Consider the following 26047-nt stretch of genomic DNA (forward strand, 5'->3'; position numbering starts at 1 on the left):
ACGCCAGGGGACACATCGATGGGCCGCAGGGCATCGCCAAACGGACTGCAGACCTGGCTCTGGATGCTCGGTGGCCTGTTCGTGCTGTGCACGCTGCCGCTGATGGCCATCGCGCTGGTGCAGGGCACGCAGCGTTACACCGAAGCCGAGGCCAACCTGGTCAGCCTGCAGCAACTGCAGCAGACCTTCGAACTGGCCAATCTGGTGTCGGCCGAGCGTGGACCGGCCAACAGCCTGCTCGGCGCCGACAGCACCGATGTGCAGGAGCAGCGCCGACTGGCCGCGCAGCTGGCGGTCGCACGGCAGCGGGTGGACGCAGCGACGCAGCACCTGCAGAGCGTGTTCCAGAACGACCCGCGGGTGGTGGACGAAACACCGCGCCTGCACGAAGCGCGGCGCCGGTTGCAGACTGCGCGCGCCGCGGTCGACCGGGTGGCCGCGCTGCCAAGAGGCGAGCGCTCGGCAGAGGAGGTGGAGCACGCGATCAACAACATGTTCGCGGTGTACGACCGGCTGCAGGCGCTGACCTCGGTGCAGATCAGCGATCTGGTCGCGGCTGATCGCGAAGCCGCGATTCCTGCCATGCAGGGGCAGATCCTGATCGACCTGCGCGAGCACGGTGGCCGCTTGGCATCCAACGTGATGGCGCCGCTGGCCGTGCCCGGCGCGTGGCGCGAGTCGCAGGTACGCGCCGCGCAGCAGACCGAGGGCCGCCTGTTGGAGCTGTGGCGATTGGCGGCCAGCCACGAATCGGTGTTCCGCAGCGAGCCGGCGCTGTCCCTGCACTGGGACATGGCGCGCCGGCAGTTCTTCGGCCAGTCGCTGCCGATGGTGGAACAGCTGATCGACGATGGCCGGCGCGGCGTACCGCCACCCTGGACGGCGGCCGAGTTCACCGCGCGCTACGTGCCCACCCTGCAATCGCTGGAAGCGCTGCGTGATGGCTACCTCGGCGTTTCGATCGCGCGCTTCCAGCACACCCGCAACAAGGAAGCGGTACGCCTGGCCGTGCTGGGTGCCACCGTGCTGGGTACGCTGCTGCTGCTTGCGCTGGCACTGCGCATCGCCCACGTGCAGATCCTGCGGCCGTTGCTGCAGGCGCAGGCGCAGGTGATCCAGATCGCCTCGGACACGCCGGGTGCAGAGCAGCATGCCACCCACCCGATGGCGGAAATGCAGCGCCTGTTCGATGCCATCGAGGTACTGCGGGCGAAGTCGCACCAGCGCTCGGCATTGACCCGTGAGCTGCGCGAGCTGGCCGATACCGATCAGCTGACCGGCCTGTTGAACCGGCGCTCGCTGGAGGAACGGGTACGACAGCGGCGTGCCGAGGGAAGCACGCAGGCGGTGGTGATTCTGCTGGACGTGGACCATTTCAAGGCGATCAACGATGGCCAGGGGCATGCGGCCGGCGATGACGTGCTGGTGCAGGTGGCGCAGTTGCTGCGCAGCCATCTGCGCCGCAACGACAGCATCGCCCGTTACGGCGGCGAGGAATTCCTGGTGCTGCTGGCCGATGGTGATCTGGCCAGTGGCCGGCGGTTGGCCGAGTCGCTGCGGGTGGCATTGCGTGCGCACGACATCGTGCTGGGCAGCCGTGACATCCTGCGGGTCACGGCCAGCTTCGGTGTTGCCCAGGGCGCGCTTGATCCGATCGGCTGGCACGCGCTGGTGCGTGCCGCCGACGCCGCCATGTACGAGGCCAAGGCGCTGGGCCGCGACCGGGTGCAGGTGTCCCCTGCTGGACGTGCGGCACGCTGAGGGCAGCCTCGTTCATCGGCAGCGCACGCGCTGCTGCCTAGACTGGCCACTCGCCCGTCCCAGGAGTACGCCATGACCCTGCGTTCCGTTGTGACTGCCACGCTGCTGGCGGGCCTGTTCGCTGGCTGCGCCAGCAGCACACCGCGGCCCGATCCGGGCGCCGATGCGCCACGTCATCCGTCGATCGCCGCTGATGCCAGCCCGGTGCCTGCCTTCACCGGCGGGGGCGCCGGCTGGTCCATCGAGATCGCCTCCACCGGCAAGGGCAACCACGATGCCACGCTCACCGTTGCTGGCCGCAGCAGCGCTGGAATGCTGCGCTACCTCGGCCAGCCGGCCGGTGCGCCCAGTTCGTTGACGGTACTCAACGGTGAGCTGGGCAAGCAGCCCACCATCGTCGAGATCAAGCGCGAGCCCTGCCGCAACGCCGAAGGCGTGGATACGTCGGCCAGCGTGCAGGTGACTGTCGAGGGCCAACCACAACGCCGCGGCTGCGGCTTCCTGGCCGTGTACTGACTGGCACACGCATGATCCACATCCCTGTGCTGGAGACACCGCGCCTGCGCCTGCGCGCGCAATGCCTGGATGACTTCCCGGTGTATGCCGCGTTCCTGGCGTCGCCCCGAGCGCGCGGCATGGGCGGGCCGTTCGCTGAGGTCGCCGCGTGGGGGCAGTTCTGCCACGACCTGGCCAGCTGGCATCTGTTCGGCCACGGCGCGTTGATGATCGAGCGCCGCGACACGGGCGAGTGCATCGGCCAGGTCGGCATCAACCATGGCCCGCTGTTTCCGGAACAGGAACTGGGCTGGTTGCTGTATGCCGGGCAGGAAGGGCAGGGTTTCGCCAGCGAAGCGGCGGCGGCGCTGCGTGATTGGGCGTTCGTGGTGCGCGGATTGCCGACGCTGGTGAGCTACATGGCAGCGAAAAACCACGCCTCGCAGGCAGTGGCGGTCCGCCTCGGCGGCGTGTTGGATGCGCAGGCGGTGCGCAGCGATCCGGATGACCTGGTGTTCCGCTATCCGCGCTGATGAGTGACGGTCACCGCGGCGCGGGGGCGCTGCACGCGGGAATGCCAACTGCGGCCACTGCGTGAAGAAGGCGCCAGCAGCCATCCACGTATCGGTCACCGCGTCGGGCAGACGCTGGACACCCATCTGTTGAAGGAACTGCCCATGACCACGCTCACCCTTCCCGAACTGGCCAAGAAGATGGCCGGCATCGATTTCACCATGCTGCAGACCCATGCCGGTGGCCAGATTGCTGGCCGCCCGATGAGCAACAACGGCGATGTGGACTACGACGGCGACAGCTGGTTCTTCACCATGGAAAACACCGACATGGTGCGCGAGATCAGCGCCGACCCGAACGTGGCGCTGGTCCTGACCGGCAGCAAGTCGCTGCTGGGCAAGCCACCGCTGTTCGTGCACGTGCAGGGCAGGGCGGCGCTGGTCCGCGATCGCGCCACGATGGCCCAGCATTGGGTGAAGGACCTGGAGCGGTGGTTCGAGCAGGGCGTGGATACGCCGGGTCTGGTGCTGATCCACGTACACGCCAGCCGCATCCATTACTGGGATGGCGAGGACGAAGGCGAGATCGTGGTCTGATCGCGGGGGCCGCACAGGGCCCCTGCACATTGCTGCCGCAGCTCAGGAATGTACAGGCGTGCCGGACCACGCGGCCAGTTCCGGTGCCAGCGCATGTTCAACGGCGCGGCGCAGCAGTGCCGGGGCCACGTAATGGCGATGGGCGCTGTCTATCATGGCCATGTAGAAGCGGCCAAACGCATTGAGCGTCTGCACGCGCGAGCCCAGGCTGATCTGGACCTGGCCGTCCTCGCAGAACTGCACGCGCACGCTGCTGCGGAAGCGGAGATGGCGGTCGTCTGCGCCGAGCAGCACTTCGGCACACCGGTCTTCCGCATCTACTCGGGCATCCAGCACCGGGAAACGTCCGCCGAACACGCGGCTGCGATCGGTGGACAGCAGCGACGACACCGGGCAGCCCAGCGGCGAAGTGCGCAGGCGCAGTGGTGCAACCAGACGATTGCGCAGGGCCATCAAGCGGCCGACGCCCGCCGGCGGGTTGCGCAGGAACCCGTCCAGTATGTCGGCCAGCAGGGCGGAGGCCGATCGATGGCGGGTCTGCCCGCCGTGCAGGGTCAGCGTGGTCGTGTCGTTGTAGTGACCGTGCGGCAGGGCGCTGGCGAGCATTCCCGCTGAAGGCGACGACGCGCTGCTGCAGACCGGGTACGCCGGCGTCGCCCGCTCCACGAATCCGCGCAGTGGCTCCAGGCTGAAGCGACGCAGCGGCCCCAGCAACGTGCGCGTCTGCACGCACAGGCGTGCGCGCAGGCTGGGCGCTGCCGCCTGCAGTGACAGTTGCAGCAACGGCGTGGCGGCAAGTGTGGTTGCGCTGGGCCAGTGCGCTGCTGGCAGCACGTCGGTCAGGCTGGGAATGTCCGCGGCGTTTGCCTGTGCCAGTGCGCGCGCCTGCGCGCTCATCGCCCCGGCCAGCTCATTGCTGTGGCACGAGAGCGCGAACAGGGCAGGGTGGGCCGGACTGTTCGAGGCGAACTGGTGCCAGGTGCCACCACCAAAGCGCACGGTGAACAGGCAATCGGGCGGGATGCGGACACGACGCAGCGACCGCAGGAAGTGCGAGGGATCGTCCGCCAGCTGCTGATCGGATGCGCTGGCAAACCGCAGCTCGGCACCGGCACTGCCGGCGATGGCGGTGAACATGCGCGGCCCGGCATGGCGGTGGAAGGGATGGCCGCCGGCACCCACCACGAAGCTGTACAGCGATGACGGATCGCCGTGCTGCAGGTGCATGCCACCCAGCCGTGCCGAGGGCTCGTCCAGCGCATCGATGAAGGCCGGGTGGTGACGTTGGCGCTGGCTGGCATCGCTTACCAGCGCATCGCCGGCACCGATGCCGAGCTGCGCGATCAGGGTGACTTCCACCGGGCCACCACCGTCGTGTGCCGGAAGCTGGATACTCGGGAACGAACGGCTGGTGCGGGTCGAACCGGGCATCGCAGTGCTCCTCAGCGGGCGGGTGTCTTGCGGCGTGCGCGCGCTTCGCGCTTCAGCGGGCCGCCGACCGGACAGACTTCGGCAGCCCAGGAAAACAGCGTGTTGGCCAGGCGGTCGGGCACCTGCCGGAAGTACACGAACTGGCCGCGCTTCTCGCGTTCGATCAGGCCAGCGTCTTCCAGGATGCGCAGGTGGCTGGAGAGTGCCGGCTTGCTGAAATCGAAGCGCTCGGCCAGCTCGCCGGCGCTGAGTTCGCCGGCGCTGAGGTAGGCCAGGATCTGCCGGCGTGCGGTGGAGGCCAGGGCTTCGAAGATGCGGTCCATGGTTGCAGTTAACTAATTCGTTAACTGATGTTCCCCCCTGGCGGCAGGTGATGTCAAGCGCAGGCGTGCCCGTTGCGTACTGCCTCCCGGCTTTGTCATCCTCCCCGCTGTTTTCCGTTCCGTGGAGTTCCGATGCGCCCTGCGCCCTGGCTGATCGCTGGCCTGCTGCTGCCGATCGTGGTGATGGCCCGGCCTGCGCGTGCGCCGAAGGCACCGGCGCAGGATCCCTTCAGCGAACTGTTCGACACTGCCTGCATGCAGCACATCGGCGCGCCGGCGCGGCTGCAGTCGCTGATGGATGCCAATGGCCTGACGCCGCTGCAGCCGGCCGAGGCCGCTACGCTGCTGCAGGGCCAGCCGGGCATGGCATGGATGGTGCCGTTGGCCAGTGGCCGCTACGCGGTCAGCTGGGCCGATGATGGCACCTGCACCGTGTATGCCGAGAAGGCCGACCCGGCGGTAGTGCAGAAGGGCTTCGCGCGGCTGATGCAGGCCGCACCGAAGCCGCTGCAGATCCGCTCGCTGCCCTCGCGCGGTCCATTGTCCGGCGACCAGGTGGCGATCCAGTACGGTTGGGCAACACCGGGCGAAAGCAAGCTGCGCGTGCGCTTCCGGCTGGTCACCCGGCAGGCCGCCGAGGCGGGGGTGCAGGCGATGGCCTCGGCCTCGCCGGGCGAGGCGATGCGCGAACAGGCCGCGCCGCCTGCACCGGCACCCGCCCGGTAGCGCTGCCGGAGTACACGCGATTCAGCCAACAGCCCGGAGATGTGATATATCGTTTATCGATAAATCCACCCCGGGGCGGCAGGGCCGCTCCACATCGGAGGCTGCTTGACCGCTCGTCCCGCCCGCGCCCTTCCTGCGCGCGGCTTGTTCACCCTGGCCCAGACCGCCGTGCAGGCGGTGCGCGCGATGTGCTGGCTGGGCATCCTGGCCGCGCTGCTGGCGGTGCCGCTGGTGGCCTACGACCGCAGCTGGCTGCTGGACAGCGTGCACGACGCGCAGGCCGCGGCCATGCACGGTTCGCATCTGTTCCTGCATTTCTGCGCGGGCCTGGCCGCCATCGTCGCGCTGCTGGTGCTGTGCCTGGTGTTCCTGCGCCACCTGGCGCGGCTGCTGCGTTCTGCGGCCAACGAACGCCCCTTCACCCATGCCAATGCCGTACGCCTGCAACGCATGGCCTGGCTGATGCTGGCGATGGAGGTGCTGTCCATCGTGATCGGTCTGTATGCCAGCTGGATGGGGCCGGACTTTGCGTGGATGGAAGTTGGCGGTGGCATGTCGATCACCGGCCTGGTGGCCGTGCTGATGCTGTTCGTGCTGGCGCGGGTGTTCACCGTTGGCGCAGCGATGCGCGACGATCTGGACGGTGTGATCTGATGGGCATGATCTGATGGCGATCGTCATCACCCTCGACCGCATGCTGCAGCAGCGCGGCATGACCTTGTCCGAGCTGGCCGGGCGCATTGACATCACCCTGGCCAACCTGTCGATCCTGAAGACCGGCAAGGCACGCGCGATCCGCTTTTCCACCCTCGATGCGATCTGCCGCGAACTGCAATGCAGCCCTGGCGACCTGCTCGGGCATGACCCTGCGCAGGCGCAGGATGCGGATTGAGCCTGGCCGCGCCGCACGCCTGCACCGCACCACTTTTCCCTTACTGACGAAACGGACCTGAAATGGAATGGTTGGCTGACCCCTCGATATGGATGGGCCTTGCAACCCTGGTCGTGCTGGAGATCGTTCTCGGCATCGACAACCTGGTGTTCATCGCGATCCTGGCCGACAAGCTGCCGCCGCACCAGCGCGACCGCGCGCGGGTGATCGGCCTGGCATTGGCGCTGCTGATGCGGCTGGTGCTGCTGGCTGCGTTGGCCTGGATCATGAAACTGACCGAACCACTGGTCACGCTGCTGGAGCACAGCTTCTCCGGCCGCGATCTGATCCTGCTCGGCGGCGGCCTGTTCCTGCTGTTCAAGGGCACCATGGAGCTGCACGAGCGGCTTGAAGGCCGCGAGCATCACGAGGACGGCAAGAAGGTCTATGCCAGCTTTGCGATGGTGGTGGCGCAGATCGTGGTGCTTGATGCGGTGTTCTCGCTGGATTCGGTGATCACCGCGGTCGGCATGGTCGACAACCTCGGCGTGATGTATGCGGCGGTGACCATCGCGATGGCGCTGATGCTGCTGGCCAGCAAGCCGCTGACCCGCTTCGTCAACAAGCACCCGACCGTGGTGGTGCTGTGCCTGGGCTTCCTGCTGATGATCGGTTTCAGCCTGGTGGCCGAGGGCCTGGGCTACAGGATTCCGAAGGGGTACCTGTACGCGGCCATCGCGTTCTCGATCCTGGTGGAAGCGTTCAACCAGTGGATACGTTTCAACCGCGAGCGCAACGAGCAGCGCCAGCCGTTCCGCCAGCGTACTGCCGATGCCGTGCTGCGGCTGCTGGGTGCGCGCCAGGCCAATGGCCACGATGAAGATGAAGCCGATGAGCGCGGCAGCACCGAAGAACGCCTGCAGCCCGCCGAGCACGAGATGATCCGCAGTGTGCTGGGCCTGGCCGACCGTCCGGTATCGAGCGTGATGACGGTGCGTGCCGACGTGCAGTGGATCGACATGGCGCGTGGTCACGACGATGTGGTCGCACGCCTGGTGGCGTCGCCGCATACGCGGATGCTGGTGGGCGAGGGCGACCTGGACAGCCTGCGTGGCGTGGTGCAGAGCCGTGACCTGCTGGCCGACCTGCTGCAGGGCAAGCCACTGCAACTGGAAGGCAACCTGCGCGAGCCGCAGTACGTGCTGTCCAGCGCCAGTGCGTTGCAGGCCCTGGAGCTGATCCGCCAGCACCCGGTGCCGTTGGCAGTGGCGGTGGACGAGTACGGCAGCGTGGAAGGCCTGGTAACGGCCAACGACCTGCTGGCGGCGATCGCCGGTGACCTGGCCGATACCCAGGACGAGCGCTATGGCGTGGTTGCACAGGGCGAGGACTGCTGGGACGCCGACGGCGCGCTGACCCTGGACGACCTGCAGCGACTGGCCGGCGTGTCGCTGCCGCGCAGCGCGGACTACATGACCATTTCCGGGCTGGTGCTGGAGCAACTGGGGCGCCTGCCCGACATCGGCGACACGCTGGAGGTGGCCGGTATCCGCATCACCGTGCTGGCGATGGAGAAGCGGCGCATCACGCGGTTGCGGGTGGAACGCCTGCCGGAAGCATGACGATGTCGGGGCTGGGCCCATGCCCGGCTCTATCCATTGCCATCTTCTGCCGTCACCATGGCGGGCCTGTTCGCCGTTCTGGATTGTCGTAGTGCTGAGTACGATTGGTTTTCTGATGGGCCTGTATGTGGCCTGGCGCCTGTTCTGGCCGCTGCGCCTGCCTGTCTGGTCGAAGGTGGTGCTGTCGGTGCTGCTGGTGGGCATTGCCGTGCAGCTGCGCATCGTCGCCAGCTTCTGGGGCACGATGGCCTCCCCGGAAATTCCGAAGATGGCCATTGCCACGCTGGCCACCGGTTCCACCGCCGTGCTGCTGCTGGCCCTGGCGTTGCTGGTGCTGGACGCAGGCCTGTTGGCTGCGCGCCTGCTGCGCGCCCCGCGCGCCCTTTCCGTACTGCGCAGCAAGGCGCTGCGCCCGACTGCCGCGGTGCTGGCGCTGCTGCTCAGTGCCTTCGGTGTCAGCCAGGGCATGGCCGTACCCAAGCCACGGCAGATCGAGGTGGCCATCAGCGGCCTGCCGCAGGCCTTCGATGGCTACCGTGTGCTGCAGCTCACCGACATCCACGCCAGCCGCCTGCTGACCGGCGACTGGGTGCGCCAGGTCGTGGCTGCAAGCAACGCACTGCAACCGGATCTGGTGGTGATCACCGGCGACCTGATCGACGGCAGCGTGCAGGCGCGCCGCAACGATTACACCCCACTGGCGGACCTGCGTGCGCCGGACGGGGTGATCGCCATTACCGGCAACCACGAGTACTACGCGCAGTACAGCGAATGGATGCAGGCCTTCCGTGCACTGCACATGCAGGTGCTGGAAAACAGCCACACCCAGGTGCACCGTGGCGGGGCAGCACTGACCATCGCCGGCGTCACCGACCCGGTCGCCGCACGCTATGGCCTGCCGCTGCCCGACCTGGAGGCCGCCCTGACCGGTGCCGACCCCAGCGCACCGGTGATCCTGCTCGACCATCGGCCACGCAATGCACGCGAGGCCGCTGCACGCGGAGTGAAGCTGCAGCTGTCCGGGCACACCCATGGCGGACAGATCATCGGCATGGACCAGCTGGTGAAGCGCGCCAACGGCGGCTTCGTCTCCGGTCGCTACGCGGTGGATGGCATGACGCTGTACGTGAGCAACGGTGCCGGCCTGTGGGCCGGGTTCCCGGCCCGCATCGGCGTCCCGTCGGAGATTACGATGATCACCCTGCGCCGGGCGCCGTGATGCGGTGGGGTGTGGGATGGGGGATCGTGCAACGGCTCAGAGGATGAAGCCTCCATCGATGGTCAGGCTGCTGCCTGTCATGTAGCCCGCTTCCGGCCCCGCTACCCAACTGGCCAATGACGCGATCTCGGCAGGCTGGGCAATGCGGCCCAGGGGTACCCGCGCAGCAAGCTTTTCATCCAGCCCGGCGGTGATGTCGGTCGCAGTCGGGCCGGGTTGCAGGTTGTTGATGGTGATGCCGCTGGGGGCCAGCTCCAGCGCCAGCTCGCGCACCAGAGCGGCCACCGCCGCCTTGCTCATCGCATACAGGCTGCTGCCGGGCGAACCACTGCGCACGGCAGTGTTGCTGCCGATGGTGATGATGCGGCCACCGCCGGACAGATGCGGCAGGGCCGCCTGGATGGCCAGCGCCACGCCACGTATGTTCACCGCCAGCAGCTGGTCCAGCGTAGGCAGATCCACGCTGTCGATCGGTGTATGCCGGTACAGGCCGGCATTGACCACCAGCACATCCAACCCACCGAAGGCCTGCGCAGCGGCGGCCACGGCCCGGCGCAACGCATCGGCATCGCTGCTGTCAGCCTGGAAGGCGAGCGCGCGGCCACCGTGCGCGCGGATGGCATCAAGCGATGCCTGCGCCCCATCGGGGCGCGAGACGTGGGTGATGGCGACGTCATGGCCATCAACGGCCAAGCGTTGCGCAATGGCCGCACCGATGCCGCGTGAGCCGCCGATGACCAGTGCACGGCGGCGAGAGGAAGAGACTGTCATGTTCAAACTCCGGTTGGGGATGATCAGGCCGCTGGCAGGGAAGGACGGGCGTGGGCGCTGCGGCGCAGCGACTGAGCACGTTTGCCGATCCAGCGGACCACGAAGGCGGTGAACAGCAGTGCCGAAGGCACCGCATACCAGAAGTTCGTGGGTACACGTTTGAAGTACGAATAGGTGAACACCGCCGCGATGACCCACATGCCGGTGACGTGCAGTCGCCGCCAGGCGGTTGGACCCATGCGCCTGGCGATGCTCCGGTGCGAGGTGATGGCCAGCGCCAGGATGGCCACGTAACCCATCGTTCCGGGAAGATTGGCAAGGGCGGAGCGCGCTGGCCAGAACGCCGGATTGAGGATGCCGAACGCGGTGATGGCGAAGGCATGCAGCAGATGCGAGAACGCAAACGACAGGCCGATGATGCGGCGTTCGCGCATCAGGAAGCGGGTGGTCGGCCCGGGCAGCAGGGTGGCAAATGACGATGCCGTAAACGCGGCCAGGAACAGCAGGAACGACGTGCGGGCAGTGACCCGGATCGCTGCGCGGCTGCCCTCGGCCAGATCCGGTTGCAGAGCGAAGGCTGCCAGCGCAAAGGCGATCAGGACTGCGGCGATGGCCATGAACAGGCGCCAGCCATGCAGCAAGGAAGTGTTGGAAACAGCCATGGTCAGACCTCGAATCAGATAGGGGTAGTGCCGGCCGCTGGCCGGCAATCTCAGAACCCGGTCAGCGCGACCAGCACGCCGGCCGCGCACAGTTCGCCCAGCAAGGGCGCGGCCACCACGCGCAGTGCATCGGTGGCCACGCCATGCGCCTCAGCCAGCGCCTGCCGGGCGTCGTCCACGCGCGCACCCTCGTTGCCAAATGACGACAACAGCGCATATGCAAGCGGTGCCAGTTCCTCGACCTGCAGGCGGTCGTCCGCCAGGCGACGCAGCAGCAGAAGTGTCGGCTCGCTGGCGGGCGCATCGTCCAGTCCGGCGTCCTCATGCACCGGCCACTGGTAGCCCAGTACCCGCACCAGCGGCGACAGCGCCAGCACGTCGCTGCCCGCAGGCATGGAGTGCAACGAATGCCCGGCATCACGCGCTTCGATGTGCAGTGCCTGCTGCGTGCTCTCGTAGTGCGCCAGTTCCGCCGCCCAGCCGGGCAGCGCGAACGTGTCCTGCGCCGCCAGCCATGCAGCGAACTCGCTGGCGATCTGCGGGAACAGCGGGGTGTGGCAGTCGTGGTACGCGTAGTAGTGCTCGACCAGGCCACGCCAGCGCGCTTCGCCCAGTTGTTGATGCAGGCGCGGCAGGCTGCCGGCCAGCAGGTTGTCCAGGCTGTCGATGCACAGGCGGCGGTAGATCGCCAGCCGCCATGCCGCGATGCCATCGGGTGCGGGCATCGAGGGATCGCGCACATGGTCGGCCCAGCGCCGCTGCAACGTGGCCAGGGACTCAGCCATGGGCCACCTCCGGCAACTCGGCGTCGGCCTGGGCCCTGCGGATCTGTTGCACTTCAGCCAGCAGTTCGGCCAGCGGCGGGAAATTGAAGTCGCGCTCCAGCAGGGTGGGGCGCACGCCGACGTGCGCATAGGCCTGGCGTAGCAGGGCCCAGACCACACCCTTCACCGGCGCGCCGTGGGTGTCGATCTTGAAGCCGTCGTCCTCGTCGAAGTGGCCAGCCACATGCAGGGAGGCCACGCGGTGGGCCGGCACGCGGCGCAGGAAATCGAAGGCGTCGTAGCCATTGTTGCAGGCGTTGACGAAGACATTGTTGACGTCCAGCAGCAGGTCGCAGTCGGCTTCGGCAAGCACGGCAGTGATGAACTCGATCTCGCTCATGTCGGCAGCGGGCACTGCGTAGTAGGAGATGTTCTCCACCGCGATACGACGCCCCAGGCTGTCCTGCACCTGGGCGATGCGACCGGCAACGTGGCTTACGGCCTCGGCGGTGAACGGCAGCGGCAGCAGGTCATAGAGGTGGCCCCCGGCGGCGCAGTAACTCAGGTGTTCGCTGTACAGCTGTACCTGGTGCAGGTCGAGAAAAGCGCGGGTCTGTTGCAGCAGCGTGCGGTCCAGTGGGTCCGGGCCACCCAGTGACAGCGAAAGACCGTGGCAGGTCAGGCGGTGGCGCTCGCTCAGCTGGCGCAGCGCGGCACCGTGTGCACCGCCGACGCCGATCCAGTTGTCCGGCGAGCATTCGAGGAAGTCGATGGCATCGGCCGGCATCGCCAGAAGCTCATCGATCAGGCCTCGGCGCAGGCCGAGGCCCGCACTGGCGGTAGGCAAAGGCAGGGACATGGTGGGTACTCCGGGATGAGGTGCCGCCACAAGGGCGGCACCGGGTGCGGGCAATCAGTCGGCAACGCGCGAGAACAGGCCCTTCGGCATCGGCTTGCCATTGGCGGTATAGACGCTGCGCAGGTAGTCGTGCGCTTCCTGCTCGCTGATGTAACCGTCGTGGTCGGTGTCGATGCGGTCGAATTCGGCGGCACGTTTGGCGGCCACGGCATTGAACTCGGCACGCGACACCTTTCCGTCGTGGTCACGGTCGGTCCGGGCAAACGAGGCGTCGCCGCACTTGCCTTCGCCGCACTGGCCCTCGGCTACCTTGGCCTTGCCGGCGGGCTTGCTGGTGGTGGCCTTGTTGGCGCCGCACTTGCCTTCACCGCACTTGCCTTCGGCGGCGGCGCTCATGGCCACGGCACTGATCGCCAGCGGCTGGATCGCGGCAGCCTGGCCGGCCAGCAGCAGGCCGCCGGCCAGGGCGATGCCGATGGCGCCGATGCGCGGCAGACGGGAAGCAGAGGTGTTATTGGTCGAGACGGACATGGTGATGACTCCTTGGGATGTGCACGCAGGGCGTGCGGGATGGACGCCGCTGGAAGGCGACGGAATGCGATGCGAGGAAGGGTGGGAGAGGGCGGAAGCGGATCAGGCGCTGCGGCGACGGCGCAGGACATGGGCCAGCAACAACGCGGCGCCGAGCAGGGCACCGCCGAAGCCGACGCCGGGCAGTAGTGCGGCGACCGGCAGCAGCAGCGCGATCAGGCTGCTGCCCCAGCCGAGGCCGTCATCGTCTGCGGCGGCGTGTTGCGGGCTGGCAAGCAGACGGTCCAGGCTGAGTGATCCAGCACCGTTGAGGATCAGCGGCAGCAGCATGGCCAGGAACAGCAGCGGCAGCTTGAAGTTGCCGTAGCCCTGGTCGGTGATCGCATAGCCTCGCCAGAGTTCATCCAGACCGTTCCACTGGTCCGGCCAGTGCACGGCGGCGATGGCCACGATGGTGAGCACCCAGAAGATGTACGCCACCGAGCGCGTGGCCAGGCCCAGCAGCAGCATCACCGCGCCCACCAGTTCCAGCCAGGTGGCCAGCTGCCAGTTGAGCGAGGCGGGCAGGGTGGAGAAGGGGAACGGGAACCGGCCTTCCAGATCGGCGAACCAGTTCTGGCCGCCCAGCTTCTCGCGGCCGGATTCAAAGAATTCCCAGGCGAGCAGGGCGCGCAGGGCCAGCGGCGAAAGCCAGCGGCCGACGGCATCCAGGCGTGGGGTGTAGAGGGAGGAGGCGGTGCTGATCATGGGTGTGTCCTGCGGGCCGGTGGTCGATGGAGGCCATTTCGGGCCACGCAGGTATCGGCAACGTGTGCCGATGCCCGGGGTTTTGTCAGCGACTGTGGCTGCGGCAGGGGTTTCGTACAGTTGGATACAAAGACGCCGCATCGGGGGCGCATCGGCGCGTTGCGCGCCCGCGTGCGGGGAACGATATCCACCCGATGGCGCCGGGGCATGCCCAGCGGCCGAATGTATCCCACTGTAGGAACCCGCCGCCGCCCTACAGTCCGGTACAACTCGGCATCACAGCGAAACAGCAGCGATACACCGGCACGCGGAAATGGCCACTCCCAACACCGGAGTGCCACCCATGATCCGCACCACCCTGCTTGCCGCTGCCCTGGCCCTGGCCGGCGCCGCCACCCCCGCCTTCGCCGTGCAGGCCGATGCCGGCGCGCCGCCCACCATCATCCTGGTGCATGGCGCCTTCGCCGATGGCTCCAGCTGGAACAAGGTCATCGGCACCCTGCATGCCTGGAAGCTGCCGGCGGTGGCGGTACAGAATCCGCTCACCTCGCTGGCCGATGACGTTGCCGCTACCCGTCGCGCGATCGCTGCCGCGCCCGGCAAGGTGGTGCTGGTCGGCCACAGCTGGGGCGGCACGGTCATCACCGAAGCGGGCGACGATCCCAAGGTGCAGGCGCTGGTCTACGTGGCCGCGTTCGCACCGGATGTCGGCCAGTCCTCCGCGCAGCAGGGCGAAGGCTTCCCGGTCGGCCCCGGGCTGACCCGCCTGCAGGAGAAAGACGGTTACCTGACCCTGCCGGCCGATGCCATCGCCCAGGATTTCGCACCCGACGTGATGAAGAAGGCCGCCGCCCTGCTGTACAGCACGCAGGTGCCGTTGAAGGCCAGTGCGCTGGGTGAGGCCGTGACCACGGCGGCATGGCGCAGCAAGCCGAGCTGGTACGTGGTCAGCCGCGATGACCGCATGCTCTCGCCGCAGCTGCAGGTCGCCACCGCGCAGCGCATTGGCGCGCAGCTGCAGTCGATCGGCAGCAGCCATGTCTCGCTGCTCTCGCACCCCGCGCAGGTGGCCGACAGCATCCTGGAAGCTGCCGGTGTGAAGCCGGCCGAGCTGCCGCTGGCCGAGCAGGGGGGCTGAGCAATGGCCACGCTTCGTGCCTATACCGTGCCGCTGCTGCTGTCCCTGCTCGGCGCCGTTGCGCTGCTGCTTGCGTGGCCAAGCCCCGAAGCCGGTGCACAGACTGCCGAGGCCGCACCCGCTGCGGGATTCAGCGGCGGTGGGCCATGGCACAACAGCCCGCCGCTGACCCTGCAGCAGCTGCGCGGGCAGGTGGTGCTGGTCGAATTCTGGACCTACACCTGCAGCAACTGCCTCAACGTGGCGCCGTACGTTCACCAGTGGCATCGCCGATACGCGGAACAGGGCCTGCACGTGATCGGCGTGCACACCCCCGAATTCGCGTATGAAGGGCTGCCGGGAAACGTGCGCCGTGCGATCCACCGGCTGGATATCACCTGGCCGGTGGTGCAGGACAACCAGTACCGGATCTGGAACGCGTGGGGTAACCGTTTCTGGCCCGCGCTGTACCTGATCGACCGGCAGGGGCGGGTGGTCTACCGGCACTACGGTGAAGGCGACTATGCGCGTACCGAAAGCGAGATCCAGCGCCTGCTGGCCAGCCCCTGAGCCGCGCTACCATGGCCGCGTCGCGCGGCTTCGCCCCTGCCTCGATAGAGAATACGATGAACCACGTACCGCACATCCTTGTCGTCGACGATGACAGCGACATCCGCCAGATGCTGGCCGACTACCTGCAGCGCAACGGCCTGCGCGTCAGCCAGGCCGATGGTGGCCGCGCGATGCGCGCGCTGATGGACACCCATGCGGTGGACCTGGTGGTGCTGGATGTGATGATGCCCGGCGAGGATGGCTTGAGCCTGTGCCGCAACCTGCGGGCCGGCAAGCACCGCGCCGTGCCGGTGGTGCTGCTGACCGCCCGCGATGATGAGACCGACCGCATCATCGGCCTGGAAATGGGCGCCGATGATTACGTGACCAAACCGTTCTCCTCGCGCGAACTGCTGGCACGCATCAACGCGGTGATCCGCCGCACGCAGATGCTGCCGCCGAACCTGCAGGTGAGCGAAGCCGGCCGCCAGCTGGCATTCGGCGAATGGCGCCTGGATACCACCGCCCGCCACCTGCTGGACGCGCAGGACACCGCCTATCCGCTCAGCGGCGCCGAGTTCCGGCTGCTGCGCGTGTTCCTTGACCACGCCAACCGTGTGCTCAGCCGCGACCAGCTGCTCAGCCTCACCCAGGGCCGCGATGCGGAGCTGTTCGACCGCTCGATCGACCTGCTGGTCAGCCGCGTGCGCCAGCGCCTGGGCGACGATGCGCGTGAGCCGACCTACATCAAGACCGTGCGCAGCGAAGGCTATGTGTTCAGCGTGCCGGTGCAGTTGCTGGGGCCGGAGGAATGAACGCCGCGGCGCGCCGCCTGCCGTGGCCGCGCACGCTGTCGGCGCGGCTGCTGCTGTTGCTGCTGGGTGGGCTGACTCTGGCCCATGCGCTGTCGTTCGGCCTGCTGTTCTACGAGCGCTACCAGTCCACCCGCAGCATGATGCTGCGCAACCTCGACGAGGACGTAGCCGTGAGCGTGGCCTTGCTGGAGCGCTTGCCCGCCAGCGAGCGCGAAGCGTGGGTGCCGCGTCTGGAACGGCGAACCTACCGCTATCTGTTGCGCCCGGCCGCGGCCGGCCCTGCGCCGGAGACTGATCGTGCGCGACAGGTCACCAGCATCATCGATGACAGTCTGCGGCATCGATATCCGCTGCAGGCGCGGCAGGTCTCGCGTATGCCCGAGCGCTTCGAAGTGGAGCTGCGCCTGCACGACGGCACGCCGCTGACCATCGAGGTCACACCGTCCGGCCTGCCACTGGCACGCTGGTTACCGCTGGTGCTGATGGCGCAGCTGGCACTGCTGCTGCTGTGCGCATGGTTGGCGGTACGGCTGGCGATGCGGCCGTTGGCACAGCTGTCGCACGCGATGGAGCACCTGCAGCCCGGCCAGGACGGGCCGGCGCTGCCTGAAGACGGTCCAGCGGAGGTAGGCACCGCAGCAACGGCACTCAACGCACTGCAGGCCCGCATCCGGGGTCATGTCAGTGAACGCCTGCAGATCCTGGCGGCGATCTCGCACGATCTGCAGACGCCGATCACGCGGATGAAGCTGCGGGTGGAAACGCTGCCTGAAGACGCCACCCAGCAACGGCTGCTGGCCGACCTGGACCATCTGGGACAGCTGGTACGCGAAGGCGTGGCGTACGCGCGCAGCAGCCATGTGGCCAGTGGTGAGCCGGTGGCAATGGATCTGGCGGCATTCCTGTCCAGCGTGGTCGGCGATTACCAGGACGTGGGCAAGCCAGTCAGTGGTGGCGCCCCGAGCGGCCTGATCGTGCAGACGTGGCCGCAACCACTGCGGCGGGTGGTCGGCAATCTGGTCGACAACGCTTTGCGCTATGCCGGGAGCGCGGAGATTGATGCCGGTCGCGATGAGGTGGGCAGGGCGTGGATTCGGATTTCCGATCGTGGCCCCGGTATTCCCGAAGACCAGCTGCAGGCGGTGTTGGCGCCCTTCCATCGGCTGGAAAGCTCACGCAACCGGGATACCGGCGGTACCGGGCTCGGTCTGGCCATCGCCGTGCAGCTGGCGCAATCGCTCGGTGGTTCTCTACGGCTGCACAATCGCGAGGGCGGCGGTTTGCAGGCGCTGTTGCAGTTGCCGGCCTGAAGTCTGGCGGGGCAAGCCATCCACGCATGGCGTGGATCTACTGCATCGTCACCGCCTTCATGACACGCTGCGGCCATGAAGGAAAGCACGCAATGACCGCAGGACGGCAGCGCTCGATGTGGGTGGCCGGCCTGTCCACGGTGGTGGAGTGGTACGACTTCACCCTGTACCTGTACTTCGCCACGGTGCTGTCGCGGGTGTTCTTCGGCGGTGGCGAAGAGGCGATGCTGGTCACCCTGGCCGGCTTCGCGGTGTCCTACCTGATGCGTCCGCTCGGTGCGCTGTGCTTCGGCCACCTGGGTGACCGGCTCGGCCGGCGCTGGATGCTGCTGGCCTCGATGGCGTTGATGGCCGCGGCCATGCTGGCCACCGCGTTGCTGCCGACCGCGGCAACTGCCGGTGCGACTGCTGGCGTGCTGTTGCTGATCCTGCGCTGCGTGATGGCCTTCTCCGTGGGCGGCGAATACACCGGCGTGGTCGCCTATCTTCTGGAAAGCGCGCCGGCGCGACGACGTGGCCTGGTCACCTCGCTGGCCTCGGCGGCCAGCGAAGTGGGCGCGTTGCTGGCGGTGGCGATCTCCGCGCTCACCGTGGCCCTGCTGCCTGCGCCGCAGCTGGACAGCTGGGGCTGGCGGATCCCGTTCTTGTTCGGCGCGGCGCTGGCACTGGTGATCCTGATCGCGCGTTCGGGCATGCACGAATCGCCGGAGTTCGAACGGCAGCGGCGCGAAGGCAGCATTCCGGCTACGCCGCTGCGGCACGTGCTGCGCAACCATCCTGGTGCGGTGGCGCGCACGTTCGCGATTTCCGCACTGGGTTCGATCACCTACTACGTGGGCATTACGTATGTGCCGGCGTTCCTGCACGCGCAGGGGCACGATGAAGGTGATGCGCTGTGGCTGTCGACGATTGCGGCGGTGGCGGTGATCGCGATCACCCCGCTGTGCGGGGCGCTGTCCGATCGCTTCGGGCGGCGTCCGCTGCTGCTGGGGCTGACGGTGCTGGCAGCGCTGCTGCCGCTGTCGATGTTTGGCTGGATGGCCTCTGCTGCGCCGTTGGGCATCGTGCTGGCAGCGGTGAGCCTGGCCTGTGTGGCCGGCGGTATCAGTGCGGTGGCGGCACCGGCCACGGCCGAGCAGTTCCCCGGCGAGGGCCGGGTCAGTGGACTGGCGCTGGGGGTGACCATGGCCACCGCAGTGTTTGGCGGGGCGACGCCGTGGTTGGCGCAATGGTGGGTGGAACGCAGCGGTTGGGCGGCGGCGCCGGGGGCGATGATCGCGCTGGTGGCGGTGCTGGTGCTGCCGGTGCTGTGGACGCTGCCGGAGACCGTGCCGAAGACCCGCCCCGTGTCCCGGGGCGGGCAGTGAGCGCTTAGACCTTCAGGGTCTGCTCGATGTCGGCCAGCACCGCGGCCGCATCCACGCCGATGGCGATGGACTGCAGGACATGGCCGTCCCACACGCTTGGGCCGAAGCCCATGCCTTCCGGCTTGGGAATGGTCATGCCACGGGCGACGCCGTCGGTGGCCACGCGCACGCTGGCACGCTCGAACTGGAACAGCTCCGGGCGGGTCAGGGCGATGCAGGCGCAGCAGTCGTGCACGACCATGCCCTTGTGGCCGGCCTGCAGATAGAAGTCGACGTAGTCCTGCGACAGGGCGCGCACCAGTTCGGCATCGGCGCCGCCGATCGCGGCCAGCTTGTCCAGGCCGTCGCGGTTCATCTCGACGCGGGTGGTCACGTCCAGGCCGATCGCGGTGACCGGCCAGTGGGCGGTGAACACGATGTCGGCCGCTTCCGCGTCGCCCCAGATGTTGGCCTCGGCCGCCGGGGTGATGTTGCCGTTGACGTGGAACGCACCGCCCATCAGTACTACGCCACGCACCAGGCCGGCGATGTCCGGGGCCTGCTGCAGGGCCAGCGCCAGGTTGGTCATGCGGCCGACCGCCACCAGGGTCACTTCGCCCGGATGGGCGCGCACCAGGTCGATGATCAGCTGGTGCGCGGGACGGCTGTCGGCGGTTGCGTCCAGCGCTTCCGGCACCGGGTGGTTGCCCAGGCCGTTGTGGCCATGGATGTGCACCGGCCAGGCTTCCGGGGTGGCTTCGGGCTGCAGCGGGCCGTCGGCGCCGCGCGCGACCGGCGCGGACAGGCCCCAGGCCTGCTTCAGGTACAGCGCGTTGTGGGTGGTCGACTCCACCGAGGCATTGCCGAAGGTGGTGGTGACGCCGATCAGGTCGATCTGCGGGTGCTTGTGCAGGTACAGCAGCGCCAGCGCGTCGTCGACGCCCGGGTCGGTATCGAAAATGACTTTCAGCATGTTGTTGTTCTTCTTCTTCCGTGTGGTGCAGGGGGGCCGGCGGCCCCGAGGGCAGGCCGGCGCGCCCCACATTGTCCCATCTTCATGACAGGCAGGGCGAACCGGCGGCGGTGGTATCGTCTGCGGGCCCGAACCCGTCGCAAGGAGCTGCGCCATGCTGGCTGTGACCCTCGTCCTGATTGCCCTGGTGCTGGGGCTGAACCTGGTGGCCAGCTTCGTGGTGCTGGGCCGCGATGACCTTCCCGCCAGCAGCCGCGCCGGGCAGCTGCTGGTGGTGTGGCTGCTGCCGCTGGTCGGCGCGATCGTGTGCATGGCGATGGCTACCGCCGATGGTTCGCCCGCGCGCGCCGATGGCAGCGGCGGTGGACCGGCCGATTTCTCCGGGGGCTATTCCGGAGACAGCAACAGCCACCACAGCTACAGCAGTTCCGACTGCAGCAGTGGCGACAGCGGTGGGGGCGGAGACGGCGGCAGCTGCGGCGGCGGCGATTGAGGAGAGATTCCAGGTTGCCGGCCAGCGGCCGGCACTACCCGGACGTGACCTATCGAGGTTGCCGGCCAGAGGCCGGCACTACCGTGACCGGGCCTCGCCGGGATAGTGCCGGCCGCTGGCGGGCAATCCCATGAGCTCAGCTTCCGCCTTCGGTCGGCAACGGCGCAGGCACGTTCAACAATCCGCCGCTGGCCACATACGCAGCCAAGGCCTGGCCCTGGCTGAGCAGGTGGCGTTCCATCGTGCGTTCGGCGGCTGCAGCATCGCGCTGGCGGAAGCAGTCCATCAGTTCGCGGTGTTCGGCCAGCGACTGCGCGGTGCGGCCCGGCGCCAGCAGCTGGCGGCCGCGATGCATCTTCAGGATGCGGTGCAGGTCGTGGGTGATGCGGATCAGCCACGGGTTGCCGGCGTAATGCTGCACCGTCTCGTGGATGAGGTAGTTGTTGCGGTAGTACTCGGCGATGTTGCCCTCGGCGGCCGCCGCTTCCATCGCCGCGTGCAGGTCTTCCAGCTGCTGCACGCCTGCGTCGTCGATGTGCTTGACCGCTTCATGCGCACATCGGCCTTCCAGCATCGCCATCACCGGGAACAGCTGGTTGAGGTCTTCCAGGGTCAGCCGGGTAACCCGTGCGCCGCGGCCGGCATCGATCTGCACCAGGCCTTCGGCAGCGAGCAGCTTCAACGCTTCGCGCAGGGGCGTACGGCTGATGGCCAGTTCCTCGCACAGCGCCGGCTCGTCGATCCACTCGCCCGGCGGCAGGCGGTAGTCGTAGATCCGCTCGCGCACGTGTTCGGCCACCTCCTCATACAGAGGGGCGCGCTTCTTCGGAGGACGCGGAGCGGGAGCGATGGCCATGCGGAAAGTGTAACGCCAGGTAGTGCCGGCCGCTGGCCGGCAACCCGTGATCGTTCGGCGGATCCACGAGGTTGCCGGCCAGCGACCGGTACTACCGCAGGCATTTACATCCAGCCCGGCACCACGAACACCAGCCACGCCAGCAGCGGGCCAAATGCCACCACCAGGCCGCTGTAGACCAGGAAGCGGCGGAACAGCGTTTCGCGTTCTTCCTTCGCGGCCGAGGCCACCACCAGTGCGCCGTTGGTCGAGAACGGACTGACATCGACGATGGTGGAGGACACCGCCAGCGCGCAGATCACGCCTGCGGCACTGAGATGGCCCTGCATCAGGAATGGCACGGCCAGCGGAATGGTGGCACCCAGCACCGCCGCCGACGAGGCGAATGCGGAGACGATGCCGCCCACGTAGCAGACCAGCAGCGCGCCCAGCAGCGGGATGCCGATGCTGGAGACGCCGTGGCCGATGAAGTCCACGGCACCGGCATGTTCCAGCACGCCGATGTAGGTGACCACGCCGCAGATCAGCAGCACGGTGGACCAGCTGATGCCGTCCACCGCACCCTTCTGGCTCTGCGGCGACAGCAGGGCCAGCACCACTGCAACGGTGATCGAAACCAGGCCGACGTTGAGGTTGTAGATCAGCGCGGCCACACCCAGTCCGAGCAGGCCGATCAGGGTGAACAAGCGCTCGCGGGTCAGGCCCACCGCATCCAGTGCCACCGGATCGTTGGACAGGGTGCCACCACCGGCTGCGACCAGCGCACCATGGCCTTCGATGGCGAACTGCCGCGACGAAGCCTGCGGGCCACCGGCCATCGCCAGCTCCGCGTTGCCCACCGTGCCCGCAGCTGTGATCGAACCGCGACGCAGCAGCGCGATGCCTCCGAAGGCGAAGAAGCAGATCGTGGCCATCATGAAGTTGAAGCCGAGGCTGGTCAGGAACACCGCCATTTCGGTGACTTCCAGCCCGGCCTTCTGCACCACGCCATTGGTGATGCTGCCGTACACGCTGATCGGCGAGAAGCCACCCGCCTGCGCGCCATGGATCACCAGCAGGCCCATCATCAACGGATTGATGTTGTACTGCTTGGCAAAGCGCAGCGCGACCGGGCCGATGATCGCAACCGCGGCCGGGCCCAGCGCGCCGAAGGCGGTCAGCACGGCGGTGATCACGAACATCACCCACGGGATGGCCACGATATGGCCGCGTACCGCTTTCACCGCCCAGTGCACCAGCAGGTCGATGGTGCCGTTCTTCTGCGCGATCGCGAACAGGTAGGTGATGCCGACCAGGGTCAGGAACAGGTCGCCCGGGAAGCCGGCGAGAACCTCCTTGCCCCCCATGTCGACCCAGAGCCCGCCGACGATGAAGGCCAGTGCGAAGGCGACGGCGCCCATGTTGATCGGCATCGCGGTGGCGACGATGAACATGATCACCAGACCGATGATCGTTGCAATTTGTGGAGTCATGCGCCCTCCCAGACACCTGATTCGCGTGTTGCACGGATGGAAGCCCGCCATCCCGGGGTATGGCCTGTTACGTACTGCGCGTTACGTACTGCTCAAACCCGTTATTGAAGCCGCTGCAGCGCGCTGCGGACCCACGCCGCCGCGCCGTCCAGGCTCTGGAATTCCTCGATCGCGCGTACCTCGCAGCACGGATAGGCCGGTGCGATCATGCGTGCCAGTGCGTTGCCCGGGCCCAGCTGCAGGAACACCCGTGCGCCGCGCTCGAAGGCCTGGCGCATCACCTGTGCCCATTCGATGGTCTGTGTCAGCTGCGCGGACAGCGTGTGCACCACCGCTGCGGTGTCGCGCACCGGCCGTGCGTCGATGCCGGCCAGCAGCGGCAGGCGCGGCGCGTGCAACGTGGTGGCCTGCAGTGCGGCGGCGAACGGTGCGACCGCCGCCGACAGCAGTGGCGTATGCGCCGGCACATGTACCGGCAGCACGCGCACCTCGGCACCCTGTGCGTGCGCGGCAGCGGCCAGCGCACGCAGTGCCGGCAGCGTGCCGCCAACGATGAAATGATCTGTGCCGTTGGCAATCGCCACGTGCGTGCCGTGGATTTCGCACAATGTCTGCACCGTCTGTCGATCCAGCCCCAGCATCGCCTGCATTCCGGCATCGACCGGACTGACGGCGTCCATGAATCGTGCACGCTGCGCCGACAGGGACAGGCAGGTGGTCACGTCGAAACTATCGGCGATGGCATGTGCCGCCAGTTCGCCGATGCTGTACCCGGCCACCACGATCGGGTCCGGCACGGCGCCGCGCAGGGCATGCCAGTGCGCGATGCTGGCGGCGCACAGCAGCGGCTGCGCCTGTGCGTTGTCGAAGCGGTCGTCGGCGGCCGCGGCCGCGAACACATCGCGCCCCAGCGCGTCGCTCGCCGCATCCAGTACCGCGCGTGCAGCGGCCATGCCGCGCACATGGTCGAACATCGCCGGATGCTGCGCACCCTGTCCGGGGCAGAGCAGGGCCAGGCTCATGCGCCCTCCTGCTGCAGCAGGAACCAGGCGCAGGCCAGCAGATCGGCACTGCCACCCGGGCTGAGCCGACGCCTCACGAACGCATCGCCGATGGACTGCAGGCGCATGCGCCAGTCCGGCGCGAAGGCGCCACCGGCGGAAAGGAATGTGGCCGCTTGTTGTTGCGCCCAGCGCAGGCCCTCGGTACCGCCGCGATGCAGCAGGTTCAGATCGTCCACCTGTGCCACCAGCTGCATCAGCGTCTGGCACAACGCGGCGTCGCGCGGCAGGCCGCTGTCCAGCGCATGGCGCAGGGCAGGCAGGGCCAGCTCGCGCAGCACCGGGTAGCCGGCGGCAGCCTGTTCGCGTACGCCGCAGACCCCATGACGCGCACGTGCGCGCTGTCCCGGGCTGTGCGGGTCCAGCGGCGCAGCGATGAGTGCGTCATTCCACTGCTGAACCGCCAGGCACACCTGCGCGCCCGACACGGCATGGCCATGCACGCGCCTGCGCTCAGCGGCGGCGGCCACCAGCAGGCCAAGGCTGAAGATCGCACCGCGATGGGTGTTGATGCCGCCGGTGGCGGCCAGCATGGCCGCTTCAGCGGCAATACCGTGATCGCGCAGCACTGTGAAGGGGGCGCCCGCGGCACCGGCCCTGGCCACCGCCGTGAAGTAGTGGCGCAGGGCGAACAGACTGCGCAGGAAAGTGCCGGCATCCATGTCGTCATGGCTGCCGCTGTCGAACGGGGTGACCAGGCCCGGCTTCGGGGCGCACGCCAGTTCGGCGTGCAGGCTGGCAATGGCCAGCCGTCCCAGGCGTGCGCTGTCGACCACCGCGTCGCGTGCCAACAACGGCTTCGGGGCGGCGATCATGCGATCGCCTCGCGCGTGGCGAACAGTGCATCACGCGCTTCCAATGCGGCTCCATCAAGGCGTTTCACCAGCACCTGGCGACTGCGGCCGGCAAGTTCGCGCCAGTTCACCGCGCCACCATCTGGCAGGCACAGCTCGCCATCAAGGCGATGCGGATGGCGGGTCTGCCATGCCAGCAACTGCGCGATCAGCGCCTCGGCCTGTGCGGCATCGGTCACCTGCCACAGCAGGTCGATGTCCGAACGCTCATGTATATAGGGCAGGGCGGTCAGCCATTGCCAGGCGAAGGCGCCGAACACACGGGCCGGGGCCAGTGCCTGCAGGTCGTGGAGTGATTCCTGCCACGGCTGTGGAACACCTGCGTCGCCTGCTGCCAGCAGCTCGCTCAACGCCGGCGGAGCGCGCATGTGCGCGACGTCGCACAGCGGTACACGCAACGACACGCGCTGCTTGCCTTCGGCCGGTGGCAACGGAACGCCCAATCGCAGGCGCGTATCGGCATCATCCGCGGCACGACGCGCCACCACTGCAGGGAAGCCCTGCGCGAACCAGGCGGCAAGACGCGGCTCGTGCGCGGGCAGGTCGGCCCGCCAATCGGCATCGGCCGACAGCCAGACCAGCGTGTGCCGGGCCGGCCGCTCAGGCATTGCCCTGGCTCACAGCAGTGGCTACCGGCGCGGCCAGCGTACGGCCACCCCGTTCGGCGCCCAGTGCAGCGCGATGGTCACCGTCGACGGCTGCACGCAGTGCGTCCAGCAGGTGATGCGCCAGATCGCCATCCCACAGCGATTGCACTGCGCCCATCGACACGTAGTTCTCCACGCCCGGTGCGAACACCGGCGAGGTCAGGCTGAGCGCCTGCAGTTTTTCCAACGGTTGCTTGGTCACCCGTGCCATCGCGCGCAGATCCATCACCCGCACCTGCGCATCGGGCAGGGCATGGATGAGGTCGGCCATCAGCCCGAACGACAGGAAGCCGCCGCTGACCGATTCGCCGTAGACCAGCGTGACCAGGCGCGCGCCACGGCGGCGGGCCAGGTCCAGGGTCTGTGCGAGGTGGGCGAAGTAGCCGTTGATGCCCAGCAGTTCATCGCGGCGCGCCAGCCGCTGGCCGGCGGTATCGACCAGCATCACGATGGGACGCTGCGGATGAGCAGCGGTGCTGGCCAGCACGGTGTCGGCCAGCACCAGCGCGTGGTCCACACCGACTTCGATCCTGTCGGTGGTGCCGATCACCGTCACCTCACCGTCGTCGGTGGTCGCTGTGCCGGTCAGTACCGAATCGTTCACCGCGATGGTATGGCCACGCGGGAACAGTGCGTCCAGCAGCGAATTCAATGGCAGGC

At 68.0% G+C, this 26047-nt stretch carries 30 protein-coding genes; 15 read left to right on the top strand and 15 right to left on the bottom strand.

What is annotated here, in order from left to right:
• Positions 1-18: 18 nt before the first annotated feature.
• The 4 genes from ABIA73_RS03295 (at position 19) to ABIA73_RS03310 (ending at position 3365) form a co-directional block, all read left to right on the top strand.
• Positions 19-1761, top strand: a complete 1743-nt coding sequence (locus ABIA73_RS03295) for a GGDEF domain-containing protein (RefSeq protein ID WP_309909868.1) — start codon at positions 19-21, stop codon at positions 1759-1761.
• Positions 1762-1833: 72 nt separating this feature from the next.
• Positions 1834-2277 (top strand): hypothetical protein, encoded by a 444-nt coding sequence (locus ABIA73_RS03300; protein ID WP_248150573.1) that lies wholly within the window; start codon positions 1834-1836, stop codon positions 2275-2277.
• Positions 2278-2288: 11 nt separating this feature from the next.
• On the top strand, positions 2289-2789 hold the full coding sequence (locus ABIA73_RS03305; protein WP_354275429.1) for a GNAT family N-acetyltransferase: 501 nt from the start codon (positions 2289-2291) through the stop codon (positions 2787-2789).
• A gap of 144 nt (positions 2790-2933) precedes the next feature.
• Positions 2934-3365, top strand: a complete 432-nt coding sequence (locus ABIA73_RS03310; protein WP_354275430.1) for a pyridoxamine 5'-phosphate oxidase family protein — start codon at positions 2934-2936, stop codon at positions 3363-3365.
• 42 nt (positions 3366-3407) lie between these two features.
• Here the strand turns inward: ABIA73_RS03310 and ABIA73_RS03315 are convergent, their stop codons facing one another.
• Both ABIA73_RS03315 and ABIA73_RS03320 read right to left on the bottom strand, forming a co-directional pair.
• On the bottom strand, positions 3408-4796 hold the full coding sequence (locus tag ABIA73_RS03315) for a DUF2867 domain-containing protein (RefSeq protein ID WP_354275431.1): 1389 nt from the start codon (positions 4794-4796) through the stop codon (positions 3408-3410).
• 11 nt (positions 4797-4807) lie between these two features.
• A complete protein-coding gene (locus tag ABIA73_RS03320; RefSeq protein ID WP_025873922.1) occupies positions 4808-5119 on the bottom strand; it encodes a metalloregulator ArsR/SmtB family transcription factor in 312 nt (103 codons plus the stop codon).
• Positions 5120-5251: 132 nt separating this feature from the next.
• Between ABIA73_RS03320 and ABIA73_RS03325 the strand changes: the two genes are divergently transcribed.
• The 5 genes from ABIA73_RS03325 (at position 5252) to ABIA73_RS03345 (ending at position 9557) form a co-directional block, all read left to right on the top strand.
• The gene (locus ABIA73_RS03325; RefSeq protein WP_100435948.1) at positions 5252-5845 is read left to right on the top strand and encodes an NMCC_0638 family (lipo)protein; all 594 of its coding nucleotides are present in this window, start codon (positions 5252-5254) and stop codon (positions 5843-5845) included.
• Between the two features lie 186 nt (positions 5846-6031).
• Positions 6032-6499 (top strand): DUF2975 domain-containing protein, encoded by a 468-nt coding sequence (locus ABIA73_RS03330; RefSeq protein WP_099785952.1) that lies wholly within the window; start codon positions 6032-6034, stop codon positions 6497-6499.
• A gap of 13 nt (positions 6500-6512) precedes the next feature.
• Positions 6513-6737: a helix-turn-helix domain-containing protein gene (locus ABIA73_RS03335; RefSeq protein WP_025873919.1), complete on the top strand. Its 225-nt coding sequence runs from the start codon at positions 6513-6515 to the stop codon at positions 6735-6737.
• Between the two features lie 62 nt (positions 6738-6799).
• Positions 6800-8338, top strand: coding sequence for a TerC family protein (locus ABIA73_RS03340; protein ID WP_032975909.1), 1539 nt, complete (start codon positions 6800-6802; stop codon positions 8336-8338).
• Positions 8339-8420: 82 nt separating this feature from the next.
• Positions 8421-9557, top strand: coding sequence for a metallophosphoesterase (locus ABIA73_RS03345; RefSeq protein WP_354275498.1), 1137 nt, complete (start codon positions 8421-8423; stop codon positions 9555-9557).
• 36 nt (positions 9558-9593) lie between these two features.
• Here ABIA73_RS03345 and ABIA73_RS03350 read toward each other — a convergent pair whose 3' ends face one another.
• From ABIA73_RS03350 to ABIA73_RS03375, 6 genes are all read right to left on the bottom strand, one after another.
• Positions 9594-10328: an SDR family NAD(P)-dependent oxidoreductase gene (locus ABIA73_RS03350; protein ID WP_354275432.1), complete on the bottom strand. Its 735-nt coding sequence runs from the start codon at positions 10326-10328 to the stop codon at positions 9594-9596.
• A gap of 23 nt (positions 10329-10351) precedes the next feature.
• Positions 10352-10990, bottom strand: coding sequence for a ferric reductase-like transmembrane domain-containing protein (locus ABIA73_RS03355; RefSeq protein ID WP_140227573.1), 639 nt, complete (start codon positions 10988-10990; stop codon positions 10352-10354).
• A gap of 50 nt (positions 10991-11040) precedes the next feature.
• On the bottom strand, positions 11041-11775 hold the full coding sequence (locus ABIA73_RS03360) for an HvfC family RiPP maturation protein (protein ID WP_025873914.1): 735 nt from the start codon (positions 11773-11775) through the stop codon (positions 11041-11043).
• On the bottom strand, positions 11768-12613 hold the full coding sequence (locus tag ABIA73_RS03365; protein ID WP_025873913.1) for an HvfB family MNIO-type RiPP peptide maturase: 846 nt from the start codon (positions 12611-12613) through the stop codon (positions 11768-11770). The genes ABIA73_RS03360 and ABIA73_RS03365 overlap by 8 nt, the downstream gene beginning before the upstream one ends.
• A gap of 54 nt (positions 12614-12667) precedes the next feature.
• A complete protein-coding gene (locus ABIA73_RS03370; RefSeq protein ID WP_025873912.1) occupies positions 12668-13144 on the bottom strand; it encodes an HvfA family oxazolone/thioamide-modified RiPP metallophore in 477 nt (158 codons plus the stop codon).
• A 102-nt stretch (positions 13145-13246) separates the two neighbouring features.
• Positions 13247-13891 (bottom strand): HvfX family Cu-binding RiPP maturation protein, encoded by a 645-nt coding sequence (locus ABIA73_RS03375; protein ID WP_025873911.1) that lies wholly within the window; start codon positions 13889-13891, stop codon positions 13247-13249.
• A 343-nt stretch (positions 13892-14234) separates the two neighbouring features.
• On the opposite strand from ABIA73_RS03375, the gene ABIA73_RS03380 reads away from it, so the two are divergent.
• The 5 genes from ABIA73_RS03380 (at position 14235) to ABIA73_RS03400 (ending at position 19052) form a co-directional block, all read left to right on the top strand.
• Positions 14235-15029: an alpha/beta fold hydrolase gene (locus ABIA73_RS03380; protein ID WP_032975918.1), complete on the top strand. Its 795-nt coding sequence runs from the start codon at positions 14235-14237 to the stop codon at positions 15027-15029.
• A 3-nt stretch (positions 15030-15032) separates the two neighbouring features.
• Positions 15033-15578 (top strand): redoxin family protein, encoded by a 546-nt coding sequence (locus ABIA73_RS03385; RefSeq protein ID WP_025873909.1) that lies wholly within the window; start codon positions 15033-15035, stop codon positions 15576-15578.
• Between the two features lie 56 nt (positions 15579-15634).
• Entirely contained in the window at positions 15635-16375 is a 741-nt protein-coding gene (locus ABIA73_RS03390; RefSeq protein WP_025873908.1) for a response regulator, read from the top strand.
• Entirely contained in the window at positions 16372-17685 is a 1314-nt protein-coding gene (locus ABIA73_RS03395) for a sensor histidine kinase (protein ID WP_105163617.1), read from the top strand. Before ABIA73_RS03390 ends, ABIA73_RS03395 begins: the two co-directional genes overlap by 4 nt.
• Positions 17686-17777: 92 nt before the next feature.
• Positions 17778-19052 carry an MFS transporter gene (locus tag ABIA73_RS03400; RefSeq protein ID WP_025873906.1) on the top strand — a complete coding sequence of 425 codons (1275 nt, stop codon included), beginning with the start codon at positions 17778-17780 and terminating at the stop codon, positions 19050-19052.
• A gap of 4 nt (positions 19053-19056) precedes the next feature.
• Here the strand turns inward: ABIA73_RS03400 and ABIA73_RS03405 are convergent, their stop codons facing one another.
• Positions 19057-20004: a nucleoside hydrolase gene (locus ABIA73_RS03405; protein ID WP_032975923.1), complete on the bottom strand. Its 948-nt coding sequence runs from the start codon at positions 20002-20004 to the stop codon at positions 19057-19059.
• 154 nt (positions 20005-20158) lie between these two features.
• On the opposite strand from ABIA73_RS03405, the gene ABIA73_RS03410 reads away from it, so the two are divergent.
• Complete coding sequence (locus ABIA73_RS03410) at positions 20159-20497, top strand: hypothetical protein (protein ID WP_088101548.1); 339 nt, start codon at positions 20159-20161, stop codon at positions 20495-20497.
• A gap of 136 nt (positions 20498-20633) precedes the next feature.
• On the opposite strand, the gene ABIA73_RS03415 is transcribed toward ABIA73_RS03410, so the two are convergent.
• The 6 genes from ABIA73_RS03415 to mdcE form a co-directional block, all read right to left on the bottom strand.
• Positions 20634-21353 carry a GntR family transcriptional regulator gene (locus ABIA73_RS03415; RefSeq protein ID WP_032975925.1) on the bottom strand — a complete coding sequence of 240 codons (720 nt, stop codon included), beginning with the start codon at positions 21351-21353 and terminating at the stop codon, positions 20634-20636.
• 104 nt (positions 21354-21457) lie between these two features.
• Entirely contained in the window at positions 21458-22825 is a 1368-nt protein-coding gene (locus ABIA73_RS03420) for an SLC13 family permease (RefSeq protein WP_032975926.1), read from the bottom strand.
• 101 nt (positions 22826-22926) lie between these two features.
• Positions 22927-23847 (bottom strand): malonate decarboxylase subunit epsilon, encoded by a 921-nt coding sequence (mdcH, locus tag ABIA73_RS03425; protein WP_354275433.1) that lies wholly within the window; start codon positions 23845-23847, stop codon positions 22927-22929.
• Complete coding sequence (mdcB, locus tag ABIA73_RS03430; protein WP_354275434.1) at positions 23844-24701, bottom strand: triphosphoribosyl-dephospho-CoA synthase MdcB; 858 nt, start codon at positions 24699-24701, stop codon at positions 23844-23846. The genes mdcH and mdcB overlap by 4 nt, the downstream gene beginning before the upstream one ends.
• Entirely contained in the window at positions 24698-25348 is a 651-nt protein-coding gene (mdcG, locus tag ABIA73_RS03435; RefSeq protein WP_354275435.1) for a malonate decarboxylase holo-[acyl-carrier-protein] synthase, read from the bottom strand. Before mdcG ends, mdcB begins: the two co-directional genes overlap by 4 nt.
• Complete coding sequence (mdcE, locus tag ABIA73_RS03440; protein WP_354275499.1) at positions 25341-26045, bottom strand: biotin-independent malonate decarboxylase subunit gamma; 705 nt, start codon at positions 26043-26045, stop codon at positions 25341-25343. Before mdcE ends, mdcG begins: the two co-directional genes overlap by 8 nt.
• Positions 26046-26047 lie beyond the last annotated feature (2 nt).

Origin of the sequence: Stenotrophomonas sp. 2694 (assembly GCF_040548715.1) — a bacterium.
In the GTDB taxonomy this organism is placed as follows: Bacteria; Pseudomonadota; Gammaproteobacteria; order Xanthomonadales; family Xanthomonadaceae; genus Stenotrophomonas; species Stenotrophomonas indicatrix.